Below are 26,267 nucleotides of genomic sequence, written 5' to 3' on the forward strand. Positions count from 1 at the left end.
TCTTACCCTGCTCACGTTTAAGCGTGCAGCCTGAATCAGCCCTAAACTCAGCATTTTTACAGAATATTAGCCATTGAGGTTAGCGAAAGCTGGCATTTGTTTTACTTTTCCGGCGCATAAAGTCAAAATTAGGAATTCGTTACGCCTCAGACCGTATGCAGTCCAGCCATTCCCGCGCGATGGACCGACAAGTATACCTGAAGAAAGGACTTTTGATGCTTTTAGCAACAGCACTGTTAATAATTGGTTTACTTTTGGTGGTCTACAGTGCTGACCGTTTAGTGTTTGCTGCATCAATCCTGTGTCGCCTGACGGGCGTACCGCCGGTTGTCATCGGGATGACCGTTGTCAGTGTTGGCACGTCGCTTCCTGAAATCATCGTCTCTGTCTCGGCATCGTTGCACGGTCAGTTAGACCTTGCAATTGGCACCGCGATTGGCTCTAACATCGTCAACATCTTACTGATCCTGGGCCTGGCGGCGCTGCTCCATCCATTTCGCGTGCATTCTGATGTTCTGCGCCGTGAATTGCCGCTAATGTTAATCGTAAGTCTGCTGGCAGGCTGCGTATTTTATGATGGCGTACTGAGCTACAGCGACGGCATTTTCCTGCTGGCGCTAGCCGTCATTTGGCTGCTGTATAGTGTTAAAATCGCCCGCCAGGCTGAGAAACTGGGTCATGACAGCCTCACGCGTGAGCAGGTCGCCGAACTCCCGCGCGAAGGTACGCTGCCGGTCGCTCTGCTCTGGCTTGGCGTCGCGCTGATTATTATGCCGATGGCAACGCGCATGGTCGTGGATAACGCGACGGTGCTGGCGAACTTTTACGCCATGAGTGAACTGACGATTGGCCTGACGGTGATTGCTATCGGCACCAGCCTGCCGGAGCTGGCCACCGCCATTGCGGGGGCACGTAAAGGGGAAGATGACATTGCCATTGGTAATATCATCGGTTCCAACATATTTAATATCGCGATTGTGATGGGTCTGCCGGCCCTGATTACGCCAGGGCCCTTCAACCCTCTGGCATTCTCTCGCGATTACGGAGTGATGTTGCTGGTCAGCGTGATATTCGCCCTGCTCTGCTGGCGGCGGCAACGACAGATCGGCAAAGGCGCAGGTGCGCTGCTGACAGGTGGATTTATCGTATGGATGGCGATGCTGTACTGGCTCTCGCCTCTTCTCTCTGGGTAAACGGAAACGCATTATGTCGCAAATAGAATTGCAGCCGGGTTTTGACTTTCAGAAAGCAGGCAAAGACGTTCTGGAGATTGAACGTGAAGGTCTGGCGCAGTTAGATCAGTACATTAATCAGGATTTTAGTCTGGCCTGTGAGAAGATGTTTTACTGTGCCGGTAAAGTCGTGGTGATGGGGATGGGCAAATCCGGTCATATTGGCCGCAAAATGGCGGCAACGTTTGCCAGCACCGGAACCTCCTCCTTCTTTGTCCACCCGGGAGAAGCCGCACACGGCGACCTGGGGATGGTCACGCCGCAGGATGTTGTCATCGCGCTGTCCAACTCCGGTGAATCCAATGAAATCCTGGCGCTAATCCCGGTACTGAAGCGTCTGCAGGTGCCGCTGATTTGCATGACCAGCCGCCCGGAAAGCAGCATGGCGCGTGCAGCCGATATTCACCTGTGCGTAAAAGTACCCAAAGAAGCCTGTCCTCTCGGTCTGGCGCCAACTTCCAGTACCACCGCGGCCCTGGTCATGGGCGATGCACTTGCCGTTGCGTTGCTGGAAGCGCGTGGTTTTACGCCGGAGGACTTCGCGCTTTCCCACCCGGGTGGCGCGCTGGGGCGCAAGCTGCTGCTTCGGGTAAACGACATTATGCACACCGGGGATGAGATCCCTCACGTCAGTAAAGAGGCCTCCCTGCGTGATGCGCTGCTGGAAATCACCCGCAAGAATCTGGGCATGACGGTCGTGTGTGACGACCTGATGAAAATTCAGGGGATCTTCACCGATGGCGACCTGCGTCGCGTGTTCGACATGGGTGTAGATGTCCGTACACTTGGCATTGCCGATGTCATGACGCCCGGCGGGATTCGCGTGCGTCCGGGTACGCTGGCCGTGGATGTGCTGAACCTGATGCAGTCCCGCCATATCACCTCCGTTATGGTTGCCGATGGCGACCAGTTGCTGGGTGTGGTACATATGCATGATCTGCTGCGCGCAGGCGTAGTGTAATGAAGGATAAGACAATGAGTAATGCGGGTGCATCCCTTGCAACCTGTTATGGACCGGTTAGTACCCAGATGATGGCAAAGGCGGAAAATATTCGTCTGCTCATCCTTGATGTCGATGGCGTACTCTCCGATGGCCTGATTTACATGGGCAATCATGGCGAAGAGCTGAAAGCGTTTAACGTCCGCGATGGCTACGGAATTCGCTGCGCGCTCACCTCGGGTATCGAGGTGGCTATCATCACCGGGCGGAAAGCTAAACTGGTAGAAGACCGCTGTGAAACCTTAGGGATTACCCATCTGTATCAGGGGCAATCCGATAAAATGGCAGCGTTCAACGATTTACTGGGTAAACTGGCGATCGCGCCGGAAAACGTGGCCTATGTCGGGGACGATTTGATTGACTGGCCAGTGATGGCTGAAGTCGGTCTCAGCATTGCGGTTGCTGACGCTCACCCGCTGCTGCTCCCACGCGCTGACTACGTTACCCACATCAACGGTGGCCGCGGTGCCGTACGTGAAGTCTGCGACCTGCTTCTGCTGGCGCAGGGCAAGCTTGATGAGGCCAAAGGGCAATCAATATGAGTAAAACCAGACGTTGGGTTATCATTCTGCTTTCGCTTGTCGCACTGGTATTGATTGGCGTGAACCTGGCCGATCGCGACGATACGCAAAAGGAAGTGATCAACAATAACGATCCAACCTACAAAAGCGATCACAGCGACACCGTGGTCTATAGCCCGGAAGGTGCGCTGAACTATCGCCTGGTTGCCCAGCATGTGGAATATTTTTCCGATGAGGGCGTTTCGTGGTTTACCCAACCCGTCATGACCACATTCGATAAAGACAAAGTGCCGACGTGGTCAATTAAGTCAGATCGGGCCAAACTGACAAATGACCGTATGCTTTATCTGTATGGCCACGTTGAAGTCAACGCCCTGACCGCTGACTCGCAACTGCGGAAAATTACGACCGATAATGCCCAGATCAACCTGGTAACCCAGGACGTGACCTCGCAGGATCTGGTCACACTGTATGGCACAACATTTAATTCCAGCGGTTTAAGAATGCGCGGGAACTTACGCAGCAAGAACGCCGAGCTGATTGAAAAGGTTAGAACCTCCTATGAAATTCAAAACAAACAAACTCAGCCTTAAAGTAATTATCGCCAGCGCGATGCTGGCGGCCAGTCTCCCCGCGCTTGCTTTAACGGGTGATACCGACCAGCCGATCCACATCGAGTCTGACACTCAGTCCCTCGATATGCAGGGTAACGTCGTCACCTTCACGGGTAACGTCGTGATGACGCAGGGCACCATCAAAATTAACGCTGATAAAGTGGTCGTTACCCGTCCGGGTGGCGAGCAGGGCAAAGAGATCATTGATGGTTACGGCAACCCGGCCACCTTCTACCAGATGCAGGACAACGGCAAGCCGGTGAAAGGCCGCGCCTCGCATATGCACTATGAGCTGGCGAAAGACCTGGTTATCCTGACCGGAAACGCGTATCTGGAACAGCTGGACAGCAACATTACCGGCGACAAGATCACCTATCTGGTGAAAGAGCAAAAAATGCAGGCCTCCAGCGAGAAAGGCAAACGCGTAACCACCGTGCTGGTTCCGTCTCAGCTGCAGGATAAAGGCAAGGGTCAGGCCCCGGCACAGAAGAAGAGTAACTAATTCGTTATGGCAACATTAACTGCAAAAAATCTCGCGAAGGCCTATAAGGGCCGCCGTGTCGTAGAAGATGTCAGTCTGACCGTCAACTCCGGCGAAATTGTGGGCCTGCTTGGCCCTAACGGTGCGGGTAAAACCACCACCTTCTACATGGTGGTTGGCATTGTCCCACGTGATGCCGGCAACATCATCATCGATGATGAAGACATCAGCCTGCTGCCACTGCACGCGCGCGCGCGCCGTGGCATCGGCTATCTGCCGCAGGAAGCCTCTATTTTCCGCCGTCTGAGCGTCTTTGATAACCTGATGGCGGTTCTGCAAATTCGTGACGACCTGACCAGCGAACAGCGTCAGGATCGCGCCAACGAGCTGATGGAAGAGTTTCACATCGAGCACCTGCGCGACAGCCTGGGTCAGGCATTGTCCGGCGGTGAACGCCGTCGTGTTGAGATTGCGCGCGCGCTGGCTGCAAACCCTAAATTTATCCTTCTGGATGAACCGTTTGCCGGTGTTGACCCAATCTCCGTCATCGACATTAAACGTATCATTGAGCATCTGCGTGACAGCGGGCTTGGCGTGCTGATCACCGACCACAACGTGCGTGAAACGCTTGCCGTCTGTGAGCGCGCGTACATTGTGAGCCAGGGCAATCTGATCGCCCACGGTACGCCGCAGCAGATCCTCGAAAACGATCATGTTAAGCGCGTCTATCTTGGGGAAGACTTCAGACTCTGATAGGGTAGAGGTAACGTAACGCCGAACCGGAGAAAAATGCTCTGAACATGAAGCAAGGTTTGCAATTAAGGCTCAGCCAACAACTGGCGATGACGCCGCAGTTACAGCAGGCAATTCGTCTGTTGCAACTGTCCACCTTAGAACTCCAGCAGGAGCTCCAGCAAGCGCTGGACAGCAATCCCCTGCTGGAGCAAGCCGATCTTCATGATGAGGTAGATACACAGCAGTCCCAGGATACAGAATCGCTCGACACCGCAGATGCGCTCGAACAAAAAGAGATGCCGGACGAGCTTCCTCTGGATGCCAGCTGGGATGAAATTTATACCGCCGGCACCCCTTCCGGTACGCGTGCAGACTACCAGGACGATGAGCTACCGGTTTATCAGGGCGAAACCACCCAGTCGCTGCAGGATTACCTGATGTGGCAGGTGGAGCTGACCCCGTTCTCCGATACCGATCGTGCCATTGCCACCTCCATTGTCGACGCCGTTGATGACACCGGCTATCTGACCGTCACGCTGGACGACATTCTGGAGAGCATGGGCGATGAAGAGATTGAGCTGGAAGAGATTGAAGCCGTTCTGAAACGTATTCAGCGTTTCGATCCCGTAGGCGTGGCAGCGAAAGATCTGCGCGACTGCCTGCTGATCCAGCTTTCTCAGTTCAGCAAAGAGACGCCATGGCTCGACGAAGCACGCTTAATCATCAGCGATCATCTGGATCTTCTCGCTAACCACGACTTTCGTAGCCTGATGCGCGTTACGCGCCTCAAAGAAGAGGTGCTGAAAGAGGCGGTGAATCTGATTCAGTCGCTCGATCCGCGGCCTGGTCAGTCGATCCAGACCAGTGAACCCGAGTACGTGATCCCGGACGTGCTGGTCAGAAAACATAACGACCGCTGGGTCGTTGAACTGAACTCTGACAGCATCCCTCGCCTGCAAATCAACCAGCAGTACGCCTCCATGTGCACCAGCGCGCGCAACGACGCCGATAATCAATATATTCGTAGCAACCTTCAGGAAGCGCGATGGTTGATCAAGAGTCTGGAGAGCCGAAATGATACCCTGCTTCGCGTGAGCCGCTGTATCGTCGAACAGCAGCAGGCATTCTTTGAGCAGGGCGAAGAATATATGAAACCGATGGTACTGGCGGATATCGCTCAGGCCGTCGAGATGCATGAATCAACCATTTCCCGCGTCACCACGCAGAAGTATCTGCACAGTCCGCGCGGTATTTTTGAGCTTAAGTATTTCTTCTCCAGCCACGTGAGTACCGAGGGCGGCGGCGAAGCGTCGTCAACGGCGATTCGCGCACTGGTGAAGAAGTTGATCGCCGCGGAGAACCCCGCGAAGCCACTGAGTGACAGTAAGTTAACCACCATGCTGTCCGATCAGGGTATTATGGTGGCACGTCGTACTGTTGCGAAGTATCGAGAGTCTTTATCCATTCCGCCGTCAAACCAGCGTAAACAACTGGTGTGACACAACCGATAAGGAAGACACTATGCAGCTCAATATCACAGGACACAATGTCGAGATTACTGAGGCCTTACGTGATTTTGTGAACGCTAAGTTCGCGAAACTCGAGCAGTATTTCGAAAGGATCAACCAGGTCTACGTTGTGTTGAAAGTGGAGAAAGTGACTCATATCTCGGATGCGACCCTGCATGTAAACGGGGGTGAACTCCATGCCAGTGCGGAAGGGCAAGACATGTACGCTGCTATCGACGGCTTGATTGATAAGCTTGCGCGACAGCTCAATAAACATAAAGATAAACTGAAACAACACTAATTGTCCGGGCAGTTAACGGGTGCAGGACGGCCTGTTGTGAAAAACAACAGGCCATTTGTACAGTTAGCGCTTAGGTGAAATTATGATGAACAACGATTCCGCTCTTCAACTGAGCAATGTCCTTAACCAGGAATGTACCCGCAGTGCCGTTCACTGCCAGAGCAAAAAACGTGCGCTGGAGATCATCAGTGAACTGGCTGCAAAACAGCTGGGCCTGCCGCCGCAGGTGGTGTTCGAAGCGATCCTGACCCGTGAAAAGATGGGCAGTACCGGTATCGGCAACGGCATCGCGATCCCGCACGGCAAACTGGAAGAGGACACCCTGCGTGCCGTCGGTGTGTTTGTGCAACTGGAAACGCCAATTGCCTTTGATGCCATTGATAATCAGCCCGTCGATCTCCTCTTCGCGCTGCTGGTTCCTGCCGACCAGACCAAAACCCATCTACACACGCTTTCGCTGGTCGCTAAACGTCTGGCCGATAAAACCATCTGCCGTCGACTGCGCTCAGCCCAAAGTGATGAAGAGCTTTATCAGATTATCACTGAAGCAGAAGGCAATCAGGATGACGCGTAACCAGGAGATGGCCTTCACATCTGTTGTCCTGAGGAGAAACGGAACATGGTGCTGATGATTGTCAGCGGTCGTTCAGGGTCGGGGAAATCCGTTGCCCTGCGCGCGCTGGAAGACATGGGTTTTTACTGCGTAGATAACCTGCCGGTGGTGTTATTGCCCGATCTGGCGCGTACCCTGGCGGAGAGACAAACCTCTGCTGCCGTCAGTATCGACGTTCGTAACATGCCCGAGTCGCCTGAAATCTTCGAGCAGGCAATGAGTAACCTGCCTGACGCATTCTCGCCTCAGCTGCTGTTTCTCGATGCCGATCGCAATACCCTGATCCGCCGCTACAGCGATACCCGGCGTTTGCACCCGCTTTCCAGTAAAAATCTCTCGCTGGAAAGCGCCATCGACGAAGAGAGCGATCTGCTGGAACCGCTGCGTTCACGCGCCGACCTGATTGTCGATACCTCAGAGATGTCCGTTCATGAACTGGCGGAAATGCTGCGTACCCGCCTGCTGGGCAAACGCGAGCGCGAACTGACGATGGTGTTCGAATCCTTTGGCTTTAAGCACGGTATTCCGATTGATGCGGACTATGTTTTCGACGTGCGCTTCCTGCCGAACCCGCACTGGGATCCTAAACTGCGTCCTATGACCGGCCTGGATAAACCCGTAGCGGCGTTCCTCGACAGGCACACAGAAGTTCACAATTTTATCTACCAGACGCGAAGCTACCTTGAGCTATGGTTACCTATGCTGGAGACAAACAATCGTAGCTACCTGACGGTGGCGATTGGCTGTACCGGCGGTAAACATCGTTCGGTCTACATTGCCGAACAGCTGGCCGACTATTTCCGCTCGCGCGGCAAGAACGTTCAGTCCCGTCATCGCACGCTGGAAAAACGTAAAACATGACCGTAAAACAAACCGTTGAGATCACCAACAAGCTGGGAATGCATGCACGCCCGGCGATGAAACTGTTTGAGCTGATGCAGGGTTTTGATGCAGAAGTTCTGTTGCGCAATGATGAAGGCACCGAAGCGGAAGCGAACAGCGTTATCGCCCTGCTGATGCTGGATTCTGCCAAAGGGCGCCAGATTGAGGTCGAAGCCACCGGCCCTCAGGAAGAGGAAGCGCTGGCGGCGGTGATTGCGCTGTTTAATGCCGGGTTTGACGAAGATTAGGTCTGCCATTCTGGCGGGTGGCGCTGCGCTTACCCGCCCTACATCAGATGATTACGCTGCATAAACCCCTCTCCACCCAGCTGTCGCATCTGACGCATGATCCACGCCTGACGGCTTCGCACATAGCCTGATGGGGCACTGGCCTTAAAGCGAAGAGGATTAGGCAGTACAGCGGCTAACAGCGCGGCCTCCGACATGCTTAGCCTGCTGGCAGGTTTATTAAAATAGCGTTGTGATGCAGCTTCGACACCAAATACCCCCTCCCCAAACTCGGCAATATTGAGATAGACAGTCAGAATGCGCTTTTTGCTCCAGACTGTTTCCATTCCCAGGGTCAGCCCCGCTTCCAGCCCTTTTCGCACCCAGCTTCGGCCATCCCACAGGAACAGATTTTTTGCCGTCTGTTGCGACAGGGTAGACGCACCGCGCACGCGATTTTCATGGCGTTCGTTATGGGCAAGCGCCTTTTCAATCGCGGCCACATCGAACCCCCAGTGCTCCGGGAACTTCTGATCTTCCGCCGCGATGACTGCCAGCCCCATCCACGGTGAGATCTCGTCCGTACTCACCCAGTCAGAATGCGCGACATAGCCAAAATCACCGGAGAACCACGCGCTGAGCTGACGCTCAACCATAACGGCTGAAAACGTTACTGGCAAAATGCTGAACACGGCCAGTCCGCCTCCCCAGAACACCGCCAGCACGAGTAGGATGCGCAAAAGAAGGTATTTCACCCATTTTCCTGCGGAAGACTGTCGGCTCATTCCGTCAGCACCAGTACCCGGGCTACCAGTTTTTCAATACCCTCAGCCGCTTGCGCGATATTCTGCGCCAGCATGTACGCGGGCGTGGTGACAATTTTGTTCTCTTCATCCACGACAATGTCGTCGACCGGGCACGGAACGTGTTCGCCCCCCATCTCCTCGATGACCTCAGCAGTATCGATATCGGTCCCGATTGTCAGCCGTAACGGGAAATCAAAAATGTTTGGCAGCATGGCCGGTGCAATGCAGATAAAGCCCAGCGGCTTACCCGCCGCATGCATCGCCTGCGCCAGCGCTTTTAACTCCGCGTCCACCTTGCAAGCCGCGCCTTCAGCAGCAAAAGTGCTGAGATTTTTCGCGGCACCAAAGCCACCCGGCACAATGAGCGCATCCAGTTCAGCAGCATTTGCCTGGGCCAGCGGACGAATTTCTCCCCGGGCAATACGCGCGGCTTCAATCAACACATTACGGGTTTCGGCCATTGGCTCGCCGGTCAGATGGTTAATGACATCCGCCTGATTTTTATCTGGCGCAAAACACATCACCTCTGCACCCTGTTTTGCCAGAGCCAGTAGGGTAATTACGGCTTCATGTATCTCTGAGCCATCATAAACACCGCATCCGCTCAGGACGACACCCATTTTTTTCATCTTGACGATCCTTCTTTGCAACTTGCTGAAGCACATTAATAATTTTGATTAAAACGCTATGCTTCACACATTTCACTGATTCATGTAACAAACCATTTAAGATTTGCTATCTTATCTGCGTGCGGCCTAAATTTTTCAGGCGGCGCCCATTCGAAAATAACGTTTAAAAACAGGCGCAGCCACGATTTCCCTGGTGTTGGCGCAGTATTCGCGCACCCCGGTTAAACCGGGGTCATTTTTTTCTGGCGTCCACCCAGGCTTTAAGCACCGCCACATCGTTCTGCCACTCTTGTTTCATCTCTTCAACCCAATCACCCACGTTATCTTCCCAGGCGGGTAAATCAGGCGACTGAATCTGTTGGCCCAGCTGCTGCAGGTGGCGTAACCCGACCGAGCCGGCGGCCCCTTTGATTTTATGCCCTTCTTCCACGATGCCCTTCTGGTCCCGTGCCGTCAGGTTTGACTCCAGCACGCTCAGATAGCCCGGCATCATTTTTTCAAACACAGCCAGACCGTCGGTAATCAGTTTCGGGCCGACCAGGTCAATGTACTGCTCCAGCATCGCGGTATCGAGTATCGTTTGGGCTTTTGCGCTATCAACAGACGTCATGGTGCTCTCCTCTTCATCACGGGTATCCCAGAACTTCTTGATCATGGCGGTCAGAGCAGGCACCGCCAGCGGCTTGCTGAGTACATCGTCCATACCGGCGTCGAGATACTCTTTTTTGTCTTTCAGTACGTTTGCCGTTAGCGCCACCAGCGGCGGCAGTTCGTCAGCCGCGTACTGACGCGTCAGTTCACGCGAGATATCCAGCCCGGTCATATCCGGCAACTGGATATCCAGCAGAACGAGGTCATATTCGCCCGGTGTAAACATCTCCAGCGCGGCTTTACCGGTCATTGCCACATCCACGCTGTTGCCCAGTTTTTCCAGCACAGAGCGCGCCACAATGACGTTCAGCTCAATATCTTCCACCAGCAGGACGTGCAGGGCTGGCAGCGGCATATCGTCGTTTTCAAAGGTATCCTCAACTTCTTCCGCCACCGCTGGCGCATGCACCGTCAGCGTAAAGGTTGATCCTTTGCCCGGCTGGCTGGCAACGGTAATATCACCGCCCATGCTCTTCGCCAGCCGTTTAGACACCGCCAGGCCAATACCGGTCCCGGTGGCAGGTTTTCCGCCGTTGCTGTCCTTCACCTGGTAGTACATCGCGAAAATTTTGTCCTGCTCTTCCTGTGGAATACCGATCCCGGAGTCCTCCACCTCGAAGTGCAGCATGTCGCCTGCGTCATAGCGGATACGCACCGCCACCTGCCCTTTCTGGGTAAATTTCACCGCGTTGCTGATCAGGTTCCACAGGATCTGGCGCAACCGCGTACCGTCGGTAACCACTTTATGCGGCAGCGGCAGGGTGGGCTCCATGACGAACCTCAGCCCTTTCTGCTGCGCCTGAAGACCAGACAGATTTTCCAGATCGGCAAGGAAACTGGTGAAATCAATCGGCTGGTTATCAAGCTGAACCTTACGGCGTTCCATCTTATCCATATCGATAATATCGTTGAAGATATTACCCAGCGTAACCGCCGAGACATGAATTGTTTTCAGGTACTTTTCCTGCTCTGCAGTGAGATCGGTATCCAGCAGAATACGGCTCAGCCCCACAATGCCATTGAGCGGCGTACGCAGTTCGTGGCTAATGGTGGAGATAAAGGTGGTTTTATCGCGGCTGGCGCGCTCCAGGGCATCCTGATAGCGCTTACGCTCGGTGATATCGCGGCCGAAGCCCATCAGGCCGTGGCGTTTCCCTACGCGGTCATAATAGGGCACTTTACGGATCTCAAAGCAGGCTTTGCGGCCATCCGGATAATCCAGCCACTGCTCGTAGGTCAGCGAGACGTTATGGCGGAACACTTTTTCGTCCGTTTCCATGACCTTGGCGGCCGCCTCCTCAGAGTAAACGTCCTGCGGCTTCAGATGAATCAACTGCTTCTCGCTTTTTCCGGTCAGGAGTTCCATCGCCCGGTTACAGCCGGAAAACTCTTTATCTTCGTTACGGTAGAACACCAGATCCGGCGAAGCATCCAGGAACGAACGCAGGAAAGAGGATTGCTGCTCAAGCTGGATCTGCGTCACCTCGCGCTCTTTCATTTCAACTTTCAGCTGTTCCAGCGTGGCCTGACGCTCCGCCTCCGCCTTCTCACGATCTGAAATTTCCTGATTCAGCTGCGCAATATTGTCTTTAAGCTGAACGTTGAGTTTCAGATCGCGCTCGCGCATCTCCTCCAGTTTATCCACCAGTTTTGACAAGCGCTGACGAGACTCCTCAAGCTGTTCAACCACGACGGAAAGGAAATAGACGGCCCAGGGGGTAATAAGCAAGCCAAAGAAGATAGAGCGGATGACGTCGATACTCTCAACCTGGCCATGCAGAACCATGGTGACGGCCATTTGCACGACAATGGCCAGAACGACCAGCGCCAGCGCCAGCAGCATGGAGAAACGCACCAGCCCAAGCTTCATCATCAGGTCGACGTAATACTGGGCAAGCATTCGAATTTGCTTCATAGAGGATCCCTTCACGACTTTATCGCTCAATAATACTCAAATTCGGGGCAGGACGTTGAAGGTTGTGAGAAAAAGTGCGGGGTGAAACAGGAGATTAGCCTCGCTCCCGGTCAACCGGAAGCGAGGAGAGGTCTGTCAGGAGCGTTTCAAAAGCAGCCAGAGGCTGATCAGGAAGAAACTGGCACTCGGCAGCAGCGCGCCAATAATCGGCGGGATACCGTACACCAGCGTCAGCGGTCCGAAGATCTGATCGAGAACGTAGAAGACAAAGCCGAAGCTGATCCCCGTCACCACGCGCACGCCCATCGGTACGCTACGCAGCGGACCGAAGATAAACGACAGCGCCATCAGCATCATTACCGCCACGGACATCGGCTGGAAGATCTTGCTCCACATGTTGAGCTGATAACGTCCGGCATCCTGCCCGCTCGCCTTCAGGTACTTCACATAGTTGTGCAAGCCGCTGATAGAGAGCGCATCAGGATCCAGCGCCACGACGCCGAGTTTATCCGGCGTGAGGTTGGTCTTCCACGTGCCGCTGACGGTCTGCGAACCGGTGATCTGTTTTGGATCGGTCAGGTCAGATTCATCCACCTGCGACAAACGCCACTGCTTATGTTCGGGGTCAAACTTTGCCGAAGAGGCATGTCGGACTGACTCCAGGCGGCGCTGGTCATTGAAGGCGTAGATGCTCACGCCGCCCAGTTCATCATCGCCTTTTACCCGTTCGATGTAGACGAAGTTTTTACCATCTTTCGCCCACAGCCCTTGCTGCGTCGAGAGTAGTGAACCACCGTACATCGCCTGAGCACGATAGTTACGCGCCATCTGCTCGCCCTGCGGTGCCACCCACTCACCAATCGCCATGGTCAACAGCACCAGCGGGATAGCGGTTTTCATTACCGACAGCGCAACCTGCATACGGGTAAAGCCTGAGGCCTGCATCACCACCAGCTCGCTGCGCTGTGCCAGCATGCCCAACCCGAGGAGTGCCCCCAGCAGGGCCGCCATTGGAAAGAAGATCTGCACATCTTTTGGCACGCTGAGCAGGGTGTACATCCCCGCGCCCAGCGCGTCATAACTGCCCTGCCCGGCTTTTTTCAGCTGGTCGACAAATTTGATAATGCCGGAGAGCGACACCAGCATGAACAACGTCATCATGATGGTGGTAAAAATGGTTTTACCGATATAGCGGTCAAGAACGCCAAACGCCTGCATTAGATGGCTCCTTTACGCGAAAATCGGGCACGTATGCGGCGCACTGGCACCGTATCCCACAGGTTTAATCCCAGCGCCAGTAAGATGTACAAGCTGTTAACGAACCACGTCCAGACCATAGGATCCAGCTTACCCTTCGCGCCGTTAGAGCGAATAGAGGTTTGCAGCAGGAAATAGATCAGGTAAAGCAGCATCGCTGGCAGCATAGAGAGCACGCGCCCCTGACGCGGGTTCACCACGCTCAGCGGAACCACAATCAGTGCCATCATAAACACGGTGAATACGAGCGTAATACGCCAGTGGAACTCCGCACGCGCTCTGTCGGTGTCAGTGTTCCACAATGTACGCATATCCATTTGCTCGGTATCCGTCGGATCGAGCGCCACCGCCTGATGGCCGATAATAGCCTGATAGTTCTGGAAATCCGTAATACGGAAGTCGCGCAGCATCGCGGTGCCTTCAAAGCGAGTGCCTTTATTCAGCGTGACAATCTGCGAACCATCTTTACTCTGCGCCAGCTGACCGGAATCGGCCACCACGACGGATGGACGCGCGTTACCTTTAGGTCGCAGCTGGGCCAGGAATACATCGTTGAATTTACTGCCGTCAACGCTCTCAATGAACAGCACAGAGTTACCGTCGGTCGCCTGCTGGAACTGCCCCTGCGCTAACGCCGCCATGCCGGGGTTCGCTTTCGCTTCGGCCAGCACTTCGTCCTGATGACGAGAAGACATGGGGCCCGCCCACATCACATTCACTGCCGCCACGATCCCCGTGAACAGCGCCAGTATCATCGCCGCTTTCACCAGTACGGCTTTGCTCAGGCCACAGGCATGCATCACCGTGATTTCACTCTCGGTGTACAGCTTGCCGAGCGTCATGAGCAGGCCGAGGAAAAGACTCAGCGGCAGGATCAGCTGCGCCATTTCCGGGATCCCTAAACCAAGCAGGGAAAGCACCAGATTCGTTGGAATTTCGCCGTCAACGGCCGCACCGAGGATCTTAACCAGCTTCTGACAGAAAAAAATCAGCAGCAGGATGAAGAGGATCGCCAGTTGGCTTTTGAGCGTCTCCCGCACCAGATATCTTATGATTATCACTTTAAATACGCCCGTAAAAACCCGTCTCTTTGCTGGAAAATCGCTTGTTTCATGGCTTAAACGTCATTTATTCTCTTGAGTCGTCGAAATCATCGCTAAGATTAAAACATCCGGCGGATTCACGCTTCAGGACTTTTTCTGACGTGTCGAAACCGTAGTAACGTAAGATTAACACGAAGTCACCACAACAGCGGACATGAGTTACGAAAGGTTTCAATTCTATCCGTAGCAGCCGCTGTTGTCTTTAAGATTCAGGAGCGTAGTGCATGGAGTTCAGTGTAAAAAGCGGTAGCCCGGAGAAACAGCGGAGTGCCTGCATCGTTGTGGGCGTCTTTGAACCACGCCGACTCTCCCCGATCGCCGAGCAACTCGATAAAATCAGTGACGGCTATATCAGCGCCCTGCTGCGCCGTGGCGAACTGGAAGGCAAACCTGGGCAGACGCTGTTACTGCACCATGTTCCAAACGTCCTGTCAGAGCGTATTCTGCTGATTGGCTGCGGCAAAGAGCGCGAGCTGGACGAGCGTCAGTATAAGCAGGTCATTCAGAAAACCATTAATACGCTGAATGATACCGGTTCAATGGAAGCCGTCTGCTTCCTGACCGAGCTGCACGTTAAAGGCCGTAACACTTACTGGAAAGTCCGTCAGGCGGTCGAAACCGCAAAAGAGAGCCTGTACAGCTTCGATCAGCTGAAGACCAATAAAAGCGAGCCGCGTCGTCCGCTGCGTAAAATGGTCTTCAATGTGCCAACCCGTCGCGAACTGACCAGCGGCGAACGCGCTATTCAGCATGGTCTGGCGATTGCCGCCGGTATTAAAGCTGCGAAGGACCTCGGTAACATGCCGCCGAACATCTGTAACGCTGCCTATCTGGCCTCTCAGGCGCGCCAGCTGGCAGACTCCTACAGCAAAAACGTCATCACTCGCGTCATCGGTGAACAGCAGATGAAAGAGCTGGGGATGCACTCCTATCTGGCGGTCGGCAACGGCTCGCAGAACGAATCCTTAATGTCGGTCATCGAATACAAGGGCAACCCGTCCGAAGATGCGCGCCCTGTCGTGCTCGTCGGTAAAGGCCTGACCTTCGACTCCGGCGGCATCTCCATCAAGCCTGCCGAAGGCATGGATGAGATGAAGTACGACATGTGCGGCGCGGCGGCGGTTTACGGCGTGATGCGCATGGTCGCGGAGCTCCAGCTGCCCATTAACGTGATCGGCGTTCTGGCAGGCTGCGAAAACATGCCTGGCGGACGCGCCTATCGTCCGGGTGACGTGCTGACCACGATGTCAGGCCAGACCGTTGAAGTGCTGAACACCGATGCCGAAGGCCGTCTGGTGCTGTGCGATGTGCTGACCTACGTTGAGCGCTTCGAGCCTGAAGCGGTGATTGACGTCGCCACATTGACGGGTGCCTGCGTGATTGCATTGGGCCACCACATCACCGGACTGATGTCGAACCACAATCCGCTGGCGCACGAGCTTATCGGGGCATCTGAACAGGCTGGCGATCGCGCATGGCGTCTGCCTCTGGGTGACGAGTATCAGGAACAGCTGGAGTCTAACTTTGCGGATATGGCGAACATCGGCGGTCGTCCTGGCGGGGCTATCACCGCGGGCTGCTTCCTGGCCCGCTTCACCCGCAAGTATAACTGGGCACACCTGGATATCGCGGGTACCGCATGGCGCTCCGGTAAAGCCAAAGGCGCCACCGGCCGTCCGGTGGCGCTGCTGTCGCAGTTCCTGCTCAATCGTGCGGGTTTTAACGGCGACGAGTGATGTAAAACGCCGGGTAGCGGCTTCGCCTTACCCGGCCGACAACGTCGCTCAACCGTAGGCCGGGTAAGCGTAGCGCCACCCGGCTTTGCATTTAAATCCACGACAAGAAGCCCCATATATGAAGAATGCAACGTTCTACCTTCTGGACAACGACACCCATCAGGATGGCCTCAGCGCCGTCGAACAGCTGGTGTGTGACATTGCCGCAGAACGTTGGCGCGCAGGTAAACGCGTTCTGATTGCCTGTGAAGATGAACAGCAGGCGATTCGCCTTGATGAAGCCCTGTGGGCCCGCCCACCGGAGAGTTTTGTCCCGCATAACCTGTCGGGCGAAGGTCCGCGCGGGGGCGCCCCGGTCGAGATCGCCTGGCCACAAAAGCGCAACAGCAGCGCGCGCGATATTCTCATTAGCCTGCGGGCAGACTTTGCAGATTTTGCCACCGCTTTCACAGAAGTGGTAGACTTTGTCCCTTACGAAGAATCTTTGAAACAACTGGCGCGCGAACGCTATAAAGCGTACCGCCTGGCTGGTTTTAACCTGAATACGGCAACCTGGAAATAATGGAAAAGACATATAACCCACGCGATATCGAACAGCCGCTTTACGAGCACTGGGAACAGCAGGGCTATTTCAAGCCTAACGGCGACGAAAGCAAAGAGTCCTTCTGCATCATGATCCCGCCGCCGAACGTCACCGGCAGTTTGCATATGGGACATGCTTTCCAGCAGACCATCATGGACACCATGATCCGCTACCAGCGCATGCAGGGTAAAAACACCCTGTGGCAGGCGGGGACTGACCACGCGGGTATCGCGACCCAGATGGTGGTTGAGCGTAAAATTGCCGCTGAAGAAGGAAAAACCCGCCACGACTACGGTCGCGACGCCTTCATCGACAAAATCTGGCAGTGGAAAGCGGAATCCGGCGGCACCATTACCCGTCAGATGCGCCGCCTCGGCAACTCCGTGGACTGGGAGCGCGAGCGCTTCACCATGGATGAAGGCCTGTCCAATGCCGTGAAAGAAGTTTTCGTCCGTCTGTACAAAGAAGACCTGATTTACCGTGGCAAGCGCCTGGTGAACTGGGACCCGAAACTGCGTACCGCCATCTCTGACCTGGAAGTGGAAAACCGCGAGTCTAAAGGCTCCATGTGGCACATCCGCTATCCGCTGGCCGACGGCGCAAAAACCGCAGACGGTAAAGATTATCTGGTCGTTGCCACCACCCGTCCGGAAACCCTGCTGGGCGATACCGGCGTGGCCGTTAACCCGGAAGATCCGCGTTATAAAGATCTGATCGGCAAATTTGTAGTGCTGCCGCTGGTAAACCGCCGTATTCCGATCGTGGGCGACGAACACGCCGACATGGAAAAAGGCACTGGCTGCGTGAAAATCACTCCGGCGCACGACTTCAACGACTATGAAGTGGGTCGTCGTCACGCCCTGCCAATGATCAACATTCTGACCTTCGACGGTGATATCCGTGAAAGCGCAGAAGTGTACGACACCAAAGGCAACGAATCTGACGTTTACTCCAGCGAGATCCCGGCTGAATTCCAGAAACTGGAACGTTTTGCCGCGCGTAAAGCGATTGTGGCTGCCGTTGACGCACTCGGCCTGCTGGAAGAGATTAAACCTCACGACCTGACCGTGCCGTACGGCGATCGTGGTGGCGTAGTTATCGAGCCAATGCTGACCGACCAGTGGTACGTCCGTGCCGATGTGCTGGCGAAACCGGCGGTGGAAGCGGTTGAAAACGGCAGCATCCAGTTTGTGCCGAAGCAGTACGAAAACATGTACTTCTCCTGGATGCGTGATATTCAGGACTGGTGTATCTCCCGTCAGCTGTGGTGGGGTCACCGCATCCCGGCGTGGTATGACAACGAAGGCAACGTCTACGTTGGCCGCAGCGAAGACGAAGTGCGTCAGGAAAACAACCTGAGCGCTGACGTTGCGCTGCGTCAGGACGAAGACGTACTGGATACCTGGTTCTCATCCGCGCTGTGGACCTTCTCCACCCTTGGCTGGCCTGAGAACACCGACGCGCTGCGTCAGTTCCACCCAACCAGCGTGATGGTGTCCGGTTTCGACATCATTTTCTTCTGGATTGCGCGCATGATCATGATGACCATGCACTTCATCAAAGACGAAGACGGCAAGCCTCAGGTTCCGTTCCATACCGTCTATATGACCGGTCTGATCCGTGACGATGAAGGCCAGAAGATGTCCAAATCCAAGGGTAACGTTATCGACCCACTGGATATGGTTGACGGTATTTCGCTGGAAGATCTGCTGGAAAAACGTACCGGCAACATGATGCAGCCGCAGCTGGCAGAGAAAATCCGCAAGCGCACCGAGAAGCAGTTCCCGAACGGGATTGAGTCTCACGGTACCGACGCCCTGCGCTTCACCCTGGCGGCGCTGGCCTCGACCGGCCGCGACATCAACTGGGACATGAAGCGTCTGGAAGGTTACCGTAACTTCTGTAACAAGCTGTGGAATGCCAGCCGCTTCGTGCTGATGAACACCGAAGATCAGGATTGCGGCTTCAACGGCGGCGAGATGACCCTGTCCCTGGCGGACCGCTGGATCCTGGCGGAATTCAACCAGACCGTGAAAGCGTTCCGTGAGGCGCTGGACAGCTACCGCTTCGATATCGCAGCGGGCATTCTGTATGAATTCACCTGGAACCAGTTCTGCGACTGGTACCTGGAGCTGGCGAAGCCGGTGATGAACGGCGGTTCTGAAGCGGAGCTGCGCGGCACGCGCAACACGCTGATTACCGTTCTGGAAGGTCTGCTGCGCCTGGCGCATCCGGTCATTCCATTCATTACCGAGACCATCTGGCAGCGCGTGAAGGTGATTGCAGGTATCAATGCCGATACCATCATGCTGCAGCCGTTCCCGGAATTCGATGCTGCGCGCGTTGATGAAGCCGCTGCTGCCGATACCGAATGGCTGAAGCAGGCGATTGTTGCCGTGCGTAACGTTCGTGCAGAAATGAACATCGCTCCGAGCAAGCCGCTGGAACTGCTGCTGCGCGGCTGCAGCGAGGCTGCCGTGCGTCGCGTGAACGAGAACAGCACCTTCCTGAAAACGATGGCGCGTCTGGAAAGCATCACCGTGCTGCCTGCAGATGACAAAGGTCCGGTTTCCGTGACCAAAATCATCGACGGCGCCGAGCTGCTGATCCCGATGGCAGGTCTGATCGACAAAGATGCTGAGCTGGCGCGTCTGGCGAAAGAAGTAGCGAAAGTCGACGTAGAGATTGGCAAAATCGAAAGCAAACTGGCGAACGAAGGCTTTGTCGCCCGTGCGCCGGAGGCGGTCATTGCCAAAGAGCGTGAGCGTCTGGTTGCCTTCGCGGATGCGAAGACCAAGCTGATTGAGCAGCAGGCGGTTATTGCTGCCCTGTAATGCTTTTACCCCTTACGCTTCAGGGCGTAAGGGGTACCCTTCCTGAAAACTCCTCGCTTGCACTCCCTTTTCTGCGGTGCTATTAACAGCAGTTGTGTGTCAATTTTTGTCATGAGTAATACTATGAGCGTGATTACCCCCGTCGCGACGACGATGCGTCGGATCACTGAGCAGGACAATCCGGCTATTGCCACCGTTATCCGCACCGTTTCTGCGGAGTATGGGCTGACAGCGGATAAAGGCTATACCGTTGCTGACCCCAATCTTGACGAGCTTTTTCAGCTCTACAGCCAACCGGGCCACGCCTATTGGGTCATAGAGCAGGACGGCCAGGTAGTAGGCGGTGGCGGCGTTGCGCCGCTGAGCTGCAGCGAGCCGGACATCTGTGAGCTACAGAAAATGTATTTCCTGCCGTCCGCTCGCGGACAAGGGCTGGCAAAAAAACTGGCGCAGCTCGCCCTTGATCATGCTCGTACTCAGGGTTTTACGCGCTGTTACCTCGAAACAACCGCCTTCCTCAAAGAGGCCATCGGCCTGTATGAACATCTTGGCTTTGAGCATATCGATGCGCCGCTGGGCTGCACGGGCCACGTCGACTGCGAAGTGAGAATGCTGAAAAATCTGTAAATTTTGTTCCTGCCCCCTTCTGTTAAGCGGCCGTAAACTGAATGCTCTACACTCTCAGTTCACACCACAACGGGGGAAACACGATGTCGAAGATAAAAAGCTACGCCGCACCGCAGGCGGGTGCAGAACTTGAGCTGTACGAATACGATGCGGGCGAACTAAAAGCAGAAGACGTCGAAGTGCAGGTTGATTACTGCGGGATCTGTCACTCGGATCTCTCGATGATCGACAACGAATGGGGCTTCTCGAGCTATCCACTGATTGCCGGGCATGAAGTCATTGGTCGCGTCGCGGCGCTCGGTAGCGCCGCCCAGGACAAAGGGCTGAAGGTCGGCCAGCGCGTAGGTATTGGCTGGACGGCACGCAGCTGCGGTCATTGTGATGCTTGTATCAGCGGCAACCAGATCAACTGCCTTGAAGGCGCGGTGCCAACCATTCTGAACAAAGGCGGATTTGCCGATAAACTGCGTGCCGACTGGCAATGGGTTATCCCCCTGCCGGAGAGCATTGATATTGAATCCGCCGGTCCGCTGCTGTGTGGCGGTATCACCGTCTTTAAACCACTGCTGATGCACCACGTCACTGCGACCAGCCGCGTAGGCGTCATTGGTATTGGCGGCCTGGGACATATTGCCATCAAACTGCTGCACGCAATGGGCTGTGAAGTGACGGCGTTCAGCTCGAACCCGGCAAAAGAACAGGAAGTGCTGGCGATGGGTGCGGATAAAGTGGTGAACAGCCGCGATCCTGAGGCGCTGAAGGCGCTGGCGGGTCAGTTTGATCTGATCATCAACACCGTCAACGTCGATCTCAACTGGCAGCCATACTTTGAAGCGCTGGCCTACGGCGGTAACTTCCACACCGTGGGTGCGGTAATGAAGCCTCTGCCGGTTCCGGCGTTTACCCTGATCGGCGGGGATCGCAGCGTATCCGGTTCCGCGACCGGTACGCCGTACGAGTTGCGCAAGCTGATGAAGTTCGCCGGACGCACCAAAGTGGCGCCCACCACCGAGCTTTATCCGATGTCGAAAATTAACGAAGCTATCCAGCACGTACGCGACGGGAAAGCGCGGTATCGCGTGGTGTTGAAAGCGGATTTTTGATGTGAGTTTGCCGGGTGGCGGCTTCGCCTTACCCGGCCTACTTTTACCGCTGTGCCAATACGTTAAATACTTCTGCCACCGCAACCGCCCCCGGATCCATCACGCCATCCAGGTTCTCTTTGTTCACATACGACGAGCGCCCAGCTCCTGCCTTCTCCATTTTTGCCGTTGCTTCTGCCCCCAGCTGTGCTGCCTGCGCCGCTGCCTGAAGATCATTTTTCTGCAACGCCTCCAGCGCCGGTTGGAGCGCATCGATCAGGGTGCGATCGCCGAGATCCGCGCCGCCATACTGCTTCATTTGCGCCAGCCCGCTCAGCAGCGCATCCGGAAGCGATTTTCCGTCATGCAGCTTTTGCCCGGCTGCCGTAAAGAAGATCGACATCAGTACGCCACTCGATCCGCCCATCACCGTTGCCAGCCGCTCCCCTACCAGCAGCAGAAGCTTAGAGACATCATCAAGCGGAAGCGCATGCTCCTCCAGACGCTGCGCAATATCCCGCGCGCCTTGCGCAAAGGTGGAGCCGGTATCGCCGTCGCCCACTTTGGCATCCAGCGCGTTCAGACGATTTTCCAGTTGGATCAGCGTCCTGGCTACCGAGGAGACAGACTTTTCGACCTGTGGGTTTTCCGACGGAGTGTATTCCACGCGGTCATGGATGGCGCTATGTGCGACGGTACGCAGTGGCGCAAACGCCACGGGTTTCTGCCAGCCGAGCGTTTCCACCTCTTCATGAAGCGCTTTTTCGAACAGATCGTTGAGCCTCAGCAGCGTCAGCGAAAAACCCTTCATATCCAGGGCGCTTACCAGCGGGGCCGGGCCAATAAGATAAGCAATACTCTCTTTCAGCGCCGAGTGCGCCAGCTCTTTGGTCAGTAACGCCATTTCCAGCGCCGATACGCCACCAAGATTGTTAATCAGCACCGCAAAGCGCCCTTCACCCGCCTGCGCTTTCAGCGGGGTCACCAGCGTGTCGATAATCGCTTTGCTGTTTTGTGTGTCGACAACGGAAGCGCCCGGCTCACCGTGGATCCCCAGCCCCAGCTCGACATGACCCTGCTTAATGCGTCCCTCTTCATCGTCACTGCCCGGCAGGTTGCAGGTTTGCATCGCCACGCCCAGACTCCAGAGGTTATCGCAGGCCTGTTGCGCAATATCCCGCACTTCACTCAACGATTTCCCCTGCTCCGCCGCATAGCCCGCAATCTTATGCACCAGCGCCGTACCGGCAATACCGCGCGGCTGTTTGTTGTCGGGCAGCGCGATATCGTCCGCCACAATCACCATTTCGACCTTCAACCCGTAACGTTTGGCCTTCTCGGCCGCCAGACCGAAGTTCAGCCGATCGCCGGTGTAATTTTTGACAATCAGCAGGCAGCCGCGATCGCCCGTGACCGCGACAATGGCATTCAGCACCGCATCCACGCTCGGCGAGGCAAACAGATCGCCGCAGACGGCAGCCGTCAGCATGCCTTTGCCGACAAACCCGGCATGCGCGGGCTCGTGGCCAGAGCCGCCGCCGGAGATCAACGCCACGCGGCTTTTGTCCCAGTCACCGCGCGCGACAATCCTGATGGCAGGATCAATATCGAGTTTGACGAGATTCGCGTGTGGCGCAGAAAGCAGTATGCCTTCAATGGCATCGTTGACCAGCTGTTTGCGATCGTTAAAGAAGAATCTGGACATAGTTTCCCACTATTTTGTTAACCGTATGCAAAAGCATAGTCCGCGCTGGATAATGCGCCGCAAAGTCAGCAATTTACTCAGCCATTTTGCCGTCAGGTTGCCTATACTCCACCCAGGACTAAGAGAGGAAGCGCATTATGAGTACACCATTGTTAATTGCCCGGACGCTGGAAAAAGAGCTGTATCTGCTGCCCGCGATGGCGAACCGCCACGGCCTGATCACCGGCGCGACCGGGACGGGGAAAACCGTCACCCTGCAGAAGCTGGCGGAGTCGCTTTCAGAGATTGGCGTGCCGGTCTTTATGGCTGACGTGAAAGGCGATTTAACCGGTGTGGCTCAGGAGGGTATCGCCTCTGAAAAATTGCTTGAGCGGCTGAAGAATATTGGCATCACGGACTGGACGCCGCATGGCAACCCGGTGGTGGTATGGGATATCTTCGGTGAGAAAGGCCACCCGGTCCGCGCCACCGTCTCCGACCTCGGCCCGCTGCTGCTCGCCCGTCTGCTTAACCTTAACGATGTCCAGTCCGGGGTACTGAATATAATCTTCCGCATCGCCGATGACCAGGGACTGCTGCTGCTCGATTTCAAAGATCTGCGGGCCATTACCCAGTACATCGGGGATAACGCTAAATCTTTCCAGAACCAGTACGGCAATATCAGCAGCGCTTCTGTCGGCGCGATTCAACGCGGGTTACTGACTCTGGAACAACAGGGTGCCGAACACTTCTTTGGTGAACCGATGCTGGATATCAAAGACTGGATGCGCACCGACAGCAGTGGAAAAGGCATCATCAACATTCTGAGCTCAGAGAAGCTCTACCAGATGCCGAAACTCTACGCCGCCAGCCTGCTGTGGATGCTCTCCGAGCTTTATGAACAGCTGCCCGAAGCGGGTGACCTGGAAAAACCGAAGCTGGTGTTCTTCTTTGACGAAGCGCACCTGCTGTTCAACGACGCCCCACAGGTCTTGCTGGATAAGATTGAACAGGTCATCCGCCTCATCCGTTCCAAAGGCGTCGGCGTCTGGTTTGTCTTGCAAAATCCGTCGGATATCCCCGATAACGTGCTCGGGCAGCTCGGCAACCGCGTCCAGCATGCCCTGCGCGCCTTCACGCCAAAGGATCAGAAAGCGGTGAAAGCCGCCGCGCAAACCATGCGTGCGAATCCAGCCTTTGATACCGAAGCCGCCATTCAGGCGCTGGGCACCGGTGAAGCGCTGATATCGTTCCTTGATGCGAAGGGCAGCCCATCCATCGTGGAACGTGCGATGGTGATTGCGCCCTGCTCGCGTATGGGGCCCGTCACTGATGATGAACGTAACGGCCTGATTAACCATTCTCCGGTTTACGGTAAGTACGAAGACGAGGTGGATCGCGAGTCCGCGTTTGAGATGCTGCAAAAAGGCGTGCAGGCAACAACGGAGTCCCAGGATGCTCCTGCCGCAAAAGGGCAGTCCGTCGCCGTAGATGATGGCATTCTCGGTGGACTCAAAGACATTCTGTTTGGCAGCACCGGTCCGCGCGGCGGCAAACGCGACGGCGTGGTGCAAACCATGGCGAAAAGCGCGGCGCGGCAGGTCACCAATCAGATTGTACGCGGCATGCTGGGGAGTTTGTTAGGCGGCCGTCGCCGGTAGACGGGGAACCCACGGGCGCCCCAGCGCCGAACCCTGTACGCCGTTTTGCTGCAGATAGCGGTCAATTTCCACCATCCCCGTCCAGCGGTTCTCACACCAGAGCGGTGCCAGAAGCGTTGGACGGCGGGCGCTGGCCGAGATGCGATGGTAAACAATCTCCGGCGGCGTGTGGCGAATCATCTCCCCCGCGGTCACCGTATAGTCCTCAAGCTCAATACCGCTTAACCGCCCCGCTTGCCAGGCTTTCGCCATAATGCTTCCCGTAACGATGTGTAGCGGATGCAGCTTGATACCGTCCACGCCGGTCTCAACGACTTTTTCCAGCGTCTCCAGGCCGTGCTGCTGCCCTTCGCCAGGGAGACCAACAATCAGGTGCGAACAGACCTTCAGCCCACGCGCGCGGGCGAGGCGCGTAGTTCGCTGGTAGCAGGCGAAATCATGGCCACGGTTAATGCGGTGCAGGGTATTGTCATGTGCGGTCTGCAGGCCCAGCTCCAGCCAGATCTCGTAGCCTTGCTCCTTATACTCGCTGAGCAAGTCCAGCACCGCCTCCGGCACACAGTCCGGACGCGTACCGACGCACAACCCCACAATGTTCGCCTGCGTGACTGCCTGCTGATACATGGACCGCAGCACCTGCACTTCCGCCCAGGTACTGGTGTACGCCTGGAAATAGGCCAGATACTGCTTTGCGCGGTTAACCCGGCTGGCCTGATGTGCGAGCTGCTCTGCAATAGATTTATGCTGCTGAGCTTCGTCAGCAAAGGAGGCCACGTTACAGAAAGTGCAGCCACCGCGCCCGATGGTGCCATCGCGATTCGGACAGCTAAAACCGCCGTGCAGCGTCAGCTTGTGAACCTTTTGCCCGTAGCGCTGCAAAAGATCCCCACCAAACATATTGACTAATTTCTGTAACTGCATAATCTGATAGACCGTCCCGAAGAAAGGGGACAAGCCTGCCATTTTTAGCCTCTGTCGGCGATGACCTGGATCAATCGCCCAGGACGGCCTTTATCTATATGAATAAATACTCAAGATTACTGCAGTTTCATTCACACCACCTGTGATTACTTTTCCTTATGTTCTGATTGTTTTTTTCATTTATAGCGCCAGCACTGAAAAACAGTGACTTTATGCGGGTTTATAACCCATGCCAGATTATTGTTCTGCGTTAAAACCACTATTCAGCACGCTACGTTGATAATACCGCTTACATATAGTGAGACAGATCACACTCCGTTACGGTCTACAAGGGCTTTTAATCAATGTAAAAATAGTTAAATACCCTTTATTTACAAATACATAGGCACTCTTTAGCACATTTTTGGATAAATAAGATTGCCATTTGACCTGTGTACCAATTCCCGATAAGTTGGAAATCCGCTGGAAGCTTTCTGGATGAGCGGCCTGCTCATCATATTTATGCAGTAATTGAGATTCCCTCTGAAGCAAGTCCTCAAACTTGTTTACCTGCGCGAAAGGATGAAAAGAGGGCGAATGCGAGGTACGCGTATGAAGCGCAAACCCCGTCGCCATGCTCTTTCTGCGCCTGTGCGCCACGGTAAAGTTCAGAGAGAAGCCCGAC

At 55.3% G+C, this 26,267-nt stretch carries 25 protein-coding genes; 17 read left to right on the plus strand and 8 right to left on the minus strand.

What is annotated here, in order from left to right; all coding sequences use genetic code 11:
* Positions 1 to 215: 215 nt before the first annotated feature.
* The 11 genes from ACOTXR_RS06245 to npr all read left to right on the plus strand — a co-directional run bounded on the left by ACOTXR_RS06245 (position 216) and on the right by npr (position 8,135).
* Complete coding sequence (locus ACOTXR_RS06245) at positions 216 to 1,193, plus strand: calcium/sodium antiporter (RefSeq protein ID WP_045134767.1); 978 nt, start codon at positions 216 to 218, stop codon at positions 1,191 to 1,193.
* Positions 1,194 to 1,206: 13 nt separating this feature from the next.
* Positions 1,207 to 2,193, plus strand: a complete 987-nt coding sequence (gene kdsD / locus ACOTXR_RS06250) for an arabinose-5-phosphate isomerase KdsD (RefSeq protein WP_014885391.1) — start codon at positions 1,207 to 1,209, stop codon at positions 2,191 to 2,193.
* A 14-nt stretch (positions 2,194 to 2,207) separates the two neighbouring features.
* Entirely contained in the window at positions 2,208 to 2,774 is a 567-nt protein-coding gene (gene kdsC, locus ACOTXR_RS06255) for a 3-deoxy-manno-octulosonate-8-phosphatase KdsC (protein WP_023331400.1), read from the plus strand.
* Positions 2,771 to 3,346 (plus strand): LPS export ABC transporter periplasmic protein LptC, encoded by a 576-nt coding sequence (gene lptC, locus ACOTXR_RS06260; protein ID WP_014885393.1) that lies wholly within the window; start codon positions 2,771 to 2,773, stop codon positions 3,344 to 3,346. The genes kdsC and lptC overlap by 4 nt, the downstream gene beginning before the upstream one ends.
* The gene (lptA, locus tag ACOTXR_RS06265) at positions 3,315 to 3,869 is read left to right on the plus strand and encodes a lipopolysaccharide ABC transporter substrate-binding protein LptA (protein WP_058690890.1); all 555 of its coding nucleotides are present in this window, start codon (positions 3,315 to 3,317) and stop codon (positions 3,867 to 3,869) included. Before lptC ends, lptA begins: the two co-directional genes overlap by 32 nt.
* Before the next feature lie 6 nt (positions 3,870 to 3,875).
* Complete coding sequence (lptB, locus tag ACOTXR_RS06270; protein ID WP_014885395.1) at positions 3,876 to 4,601, plus strand: LPS export ABC transporter ATP-binding protein; 726 nt, start codon at positions 3,876 to 3,878, stop codon at positions 4,599 to 4,601.
* Positions 4,602 to 4,648: 47 nt separating this feature from the next.
* Positions 4,649 to 6,082 (plus strand): RNA polymerase factor sigma-54, encoded by a 1,434-nt coding sequence (gene rpoN / locus ACOTXR_RS06275; protein ID WP_014885396.1) that lies wholly within the window; start codon positions 4,649 to 4,651, stop codon positions 6,080 to 6,082.
* Positions 6,083 to 6,104: 22 nt separating this feature from the next.
* Positions 6,105 to 6,392, plus strand: a complete 288-nt coding sequence (hpf, locus tag ACOTXR_RS06280; protein ID WP_014171818.1) for a ribosome hibernation promoting factor — start codon at positions 6,105 to 6,107, stop codon at positions 6,390 to 6,392.
* An 82-nt stretch (positions 6,393 to 6,474) separates the two neighbouring features.
* Positions 6,475 to 6,966: a PTS IIA-like nitrogen regulatory protein PtsN gene (gene ptsN, locus ACOTXR_RS06285; protein WP_008501443.1), complete on the plus strand. Its 492-nt coding sequence runs from the start codon at positions 6,475 to 6,477 to the stop codon at positions 6,964 to 6,966.
* Positions 6,967 to 7,011: 45 nt separating this feature from the next.
* Positions 7,012 to 7,866 (plus strand): RNase adapter RapZ, encoded by an 855-nt coding sequence (gene rapZ, locus ACOTXR_RS06290; protein ID WP_014885397.1) that lies wholly within the window; start codon positions 7,012 to 7,014, stop codon positions 7,864 to 7,866.
* Entirely contained in the window at positions 7,863 to 8,135 is a 273-nt protein-coding gene (gene npr, locus ACOTXR_RS06295) for a PTS phosphocarrier protein NPr (protein WP_003861872.1), read from the plus strand. The genes rapZ and npr overlap by 4 nt, the downstream gene beginning before the upstream one ends.
* Positions 8,136 to 8,173: 38 nt before the next feature.
* On the opposite strand, the gene mtgA is transcribed toward npr, so the two are convergent.
* From mtgA to lptF, 5 genes are all read right to left on the minus strand, one after another.
* Positions 8,174 to 8,899 (minus strand): monofunctional biosynthetic peptidoglycan transglycosylase, encoded by a 726-nt coding sequence (gene mtgA, locus ACOTXR_RS06300; protein WP_058690888.1) that lies wholly within the window; start codon positions 8,897 to 8,899, stop codon positions 8,174 to 8,176.
* A complete protein-coding gene (gene elbB / locus ACOTXR_RS06305) occupies positions 8,896 to 9,549 on the minus strand; it encodes an isoprenoid biosynthesis glyoxalase ElbB (RefSeq protein ID WP_058690887.1) in 654 nt (217 codons plus the stop codon). Before elbB ends, mtgA begins: the two co-directional genes overlap by 4 nt.
* A 232-nt stretch (positions 9,550 to 9,781) precedes the next feature.
* Positions 9,782 to 12,115 carry an aerobic respiration two-component sensor histidine kinase ArcB gene (gene arcB / locus ACOTXR_RS06310; RefSeq protein WP_014885400.1) on the minus strand — a complete coding sequence of 778 codons (2,334 nt, stop codon included), beginning with the start codon at positions 12,113 to 12,115 and terminating at the stop codon, positions 9,782 to 9,784.
* Positions 12,116 to 12,250: 135 nt separating this feature from the next.
* A complete protein-coding gene (lptG, locus tag ACOTXR_RS06315; RefSeq protein WP_014885401.1) occupies positions 12,251 to 13,333 on the minus strand; it encodes an LPS export ABC transporter permease LptG in 1,083 nt (360 codons plus the stop codon).
* Complete coding sequence (gene lptF / locus ACOTXR_RS06320; RefSeq protein WP_014885402.1) at positions 13,333 to 14,433, minus strand: LPS export ABC transporter permease LptF; 1,101 nt, start codon at positions 14,431 to 14,433, stop codon at positions 13,333 to 13,335. The genes lptG and lptF overlap by 1 nt, the downstream gene beginning before the upstream one ends.
* 266 nt (positions 14,434 to 14,699) lie before the next feature.
* Here lptF and pepA point away from each other — a divergent pair, with 266 nt between their 5' ends.
* From pepA to ahr, 5 genes are all read left to right on the plus strand, one after another.
* Positions 14,700 to 16,211, plus strand: coding sequence for a leucyl aminopeptidase (pepA, locus tag ACOTXR_RS06325; protein WP_014885403.1), 1,512 nt, complete (start codon positions 14,700 to 14,702; stop codon positions 16,209 to 16,211).
* Between the two features lie 118 nt (positions 16,212 to 16,329).
* Positions 16,330 to 16,773 carry a DNA polymerase III subunit chi gene (gene holC / locus ACOTXR_RS06330; RefSeq protein ID WP_014885404.1) on the plus strand — a complete coding sequence of 148 codons (444 nt, stop codon included), beginning with the start codon at positions 16,330 to 16,332 and terminating at the stop codon, positions 16,771 to 16,773.
* A complete protein-coding gene (locus ACOTXR_RS06335; protein ID WP_014885405.1) occupies positions 16,773 to 19,628 on the plus strand; it encodes a valine--tRNA ligase in 2,856 nt (951 codons plus the stop codon). The genes holC and ACOTXR_RS06335 overlap by 1 nt, the downstream gene beginning before the upstream one ends.
* 123 nt (positions 19,629 to 19,751) lie before the next feature.
* On the plus strand, positions 19,752 to 20,255 hold the full coding sequence (locus ACOTXR_RS06340) for a GNAT family N-acetyltransferase (RefSeq protein ID WP_014885406.1): 504 nt from the start codon (positions 19,752 to 19,754) through the stop codon (positions 20,253 to 20,255).
* A gap of 83 nt (positions 20,256 to 20,338) precedes the next feature.
* The gene (gene ahr / locus ACOTXR_RS06345; RefSeq protein ID WP_014885407.1) at positions 20,339 to 21,358 is read left to right on the plus strand and encodes an NADPH-dependent aldehyde reductase Ahr; all 1,020 of its coding nucleotides are present in this window, start codon (positions 20,339 to 20,341) and stop codon (positions 21,356 to 21,358) included.
* A 43-nt stretch (positions 21,359 to 21,401) separates the two neighbouring features.
* On the opposite strand, the gene ACOTXR_RS06350 is transcribed toward ahr, so the two are convergent.
* Positions 21,402 to 23,042 (minus strand): dihydroxyacetone kinase subunit DhaK, encoded by a 1,641-nt coding sequence (locus ACOTXR_RS06350; RefSeq protein ID WP_200923720.1) that lies wholly within the window; start codon positions 23,040 to 23,042, stop codon positions 21,402 to 21,404.
* Positions 23,043 to 23,179: 137 nt separating this feature from the next.
* On the opposite strand from ACOTXR_RS06350, the gene ACOTXR_RS06355 reads away from it, so the two are divergent.
* Entirely contained in the window at positions 23,180 to 24,682 is a 1,503-nt protein-coding gene (locus ACOTXR_RS06355; RefSeq protein ID WP_200923721.1) for a helicase HerA-like C-terminal domain-containing protein, read from the plus strand.
* Here the strand turns inward: ACOTXR_RS06355 and ACOTXR_RS06360 are convergent.
* Together ACOTXR_RS06360 and ACOTXR_RS06365 are read right to left on the minus strand one after the other, a co-directional pair.
* Entirely contained in the window at positions 24,662 to 25,603 is a 942-nt protein-coding gene (locus ACOTXR_RS06360; RefSeq protein WP_139153105.1) for a TIGR01212 family radical SAM protein, read from the minus strand. The genes ACOTXR_RS06355 and ACOTXR_RS06360 overlap by 21 nt on opposite strands.
* A 318-nt stretch (positions 25,604 to 25,921) precedes the next feature.
* Positions 25,922 to 26,218, minus strand: a complete 297-nt coding sequence (locus ACOTXR_RS06365) for a hypothetical protein (protein ID WP_127341145.1) — start codon at positions 26,216 to 26,218, stop codon at positions 25,922 to 25,924.
* Positions 26,219 to 26,267: the final 49 nt, after the last annotated feature.

Source organism: Enterobacter cloacae complex sp. IR53030 (genome assembly GCF_049238365.1).
GTDB classification, from domain to species: Bacteria; Pseudomonadota; Gammaproteobacteria; order Enterobacterales; family Enterobacteriaceae; genus Enterobacter; species Enterobacter kobei.

What these genes read in the sequence shown, in the direction of transcription:
- ACOTXR_RS06245 (WP_045134767.1), top strand. Translation starts at nt 216, where the DNA reads ATGCTTTTAGCAACAGCACTGTTAATAATTGGTTTACTTTTGGTGGTC.
- kdsD (WP_014885391.1), top strand. Translation starts at nt 1,207, where the DNA reads ATGTCGCAAATAGAATTGCAGCCGGGTTTTGACTTTCAGAAAGCAGGC.
- kdsC (WP_023331400.1), top strand. Translation starts at nt 2,208, where the DNA reads ATGAGTAATGCGGGTGCATCCCTTGCAACCTGTTATGGACCGGTTAGT.
- lptC (WP_014885393.1), top strand. Translation starts at nt 2,771, where the DNA reads ATGAGTAAAACCAGACGTTGGGTTATCATTCTGCTTTCGCTTGTCGCA.
- lptA (WP_058690890.1), top strand. Translation starts at nt 3,315, where the DNA reads ATGAAATTCAAAACAAACAAACTCAGCCTTAAAGTAATTATCGCCAGC.
- lptB (WP_014885395.1), top strand. Translation starts at nt 3,876, where the DNA reads ATGGCAACATTAACTGCAAAAAATCTCGCGAAGGCCTATAAGGGCCGC.
- rpoN (WP_014885396.1), top strand. Translation starts at nt 4,649, where the DNA reads ATGAAGCAAGGTTTGCAATTAAGGCTCAGCCAACAACTGGCGATGACG.
- hpf (WP_014171818.1), top strand. Translation starts at nt 6,105, where the DNA reads ATGCAGCTCAATATCACAGGACACAATGTCGAGATTACTGAGGCCTTA.
- ptsN (WP_008501443.1), top strand. Translation starts at nt 6,475, where the DNA reads ATGATGAACAACGATTCCGCTCTTCAACTGAGCAATGTCCTTAACCAG.
- rapZ (WP_014885397.1), top strand. Translation starts at nt 7,012, where the DNA reads ATGGTGCTGATGATTGTCAGCGGTCGTTCAGGGTCGGGGAAATCCGTT.
- npr (WP_003861872.1), top strand. Translation starts at nt 7,863, where the DNA reads ATGACCGTAAAACAAACCGTTGAGATCACCAACAAGCTGGGAATGCAT.
- mtgA (WP_058690888.1), bottom strand. Translation starts at nt 8,899, where the DNA reads ATGAGCCGACAGTCTTCCGCAGGAAAATGGGTGAAATACCTTCTTTTG.
- elbB (WP_058690887.1), bottom strand. Translation starts at nt 9,549, where the DNA reads ATGAAAAAAATGGGTGTCGTCCTGAGCGGATGCGGTGTTTATGATGGC.
- arcB (WP_014885400.1), bottom strand. Translation starts at nt 12,115, where the DNA reads ATGAAGCAAATTCGAATGCTTGCCCAGTATTACGTCGACCTGATGATG.
- lptG (WP_014885401.1), bottom strand. Translation starts at nt 13,333, where the DNA reads ATGCAGGCGTTTGGCGTTCTTGACCGCTATATCGGTAAAACCATTTTT.
- pepA (WP_014885403.1), top strand. Translation starts at nt 14,700, where the DNA reads ATGGAGTTCAGTGTAAAAAGCGGTAGCCCGGAGAAACAGCGGAGTGCC.
- holC (WP_014885404.1), top strand. Translation starts at nt 16,330, where the DNA reads ATGAAGAATGCAACGTTCTACCTTCTGGACAACGACACCCATCAGGAT.
- ACOTXR_RS06335 (WP_014885405.1), top strand. Translation starts at nt 16,773, where the DNA reads ATGGAAAAGACATATAACCCACGCGATATCGAACAGCCGCTTTACGAG.
- ACOTXR_RS06340 (WP_014885406.1), top strand. Translation starts at nt 19,752, where the DNA reads ATGAGCGTGATTACCCCCGTCGCGACGACGATGCGTCGGATCACTGAG.
- ahr (WP_014885407.1), top strand. Translation starts at nt 20,339, where the DNA reads ATGTCGAAGATAAAAAGCTACGCCGCACCGCAGGCGGGTGCAGAACTT.
- ACOTXR_RS06350 (WP_200923720.1), bottom strand. Translation starts at nt 23,042, where the DNA reads ATGTCCAGATTCTTCTTTAACGATCGCAAACAGCTGGTCAACGATGCC.
- ACOTXR_RS06355 (WP_200923721.1), top strand. Translation starts at nt 23,180, where the DNA reads ATGAGTACACCATTGTTAATTGCCCGGACGCTGGAAAAAGAGCTGTAT.
- ACOTXR_RS06360 (WP_139153105.1), bottom strand. Translation starts at nt 25,603, where the DNA reads ATGCAGTTACAGAAATTAGTCAATATGTTTGGTGGGGATCTTTTGCAG.
- ACOTXR_RS06365 (WP_127341145.1), bottom strand. Translation starts at nt 26,218, where the DNA reads ATGGCGACGGGGTTTGCGCTTCATACGCGTACCTCGCATTCGCCCTCT.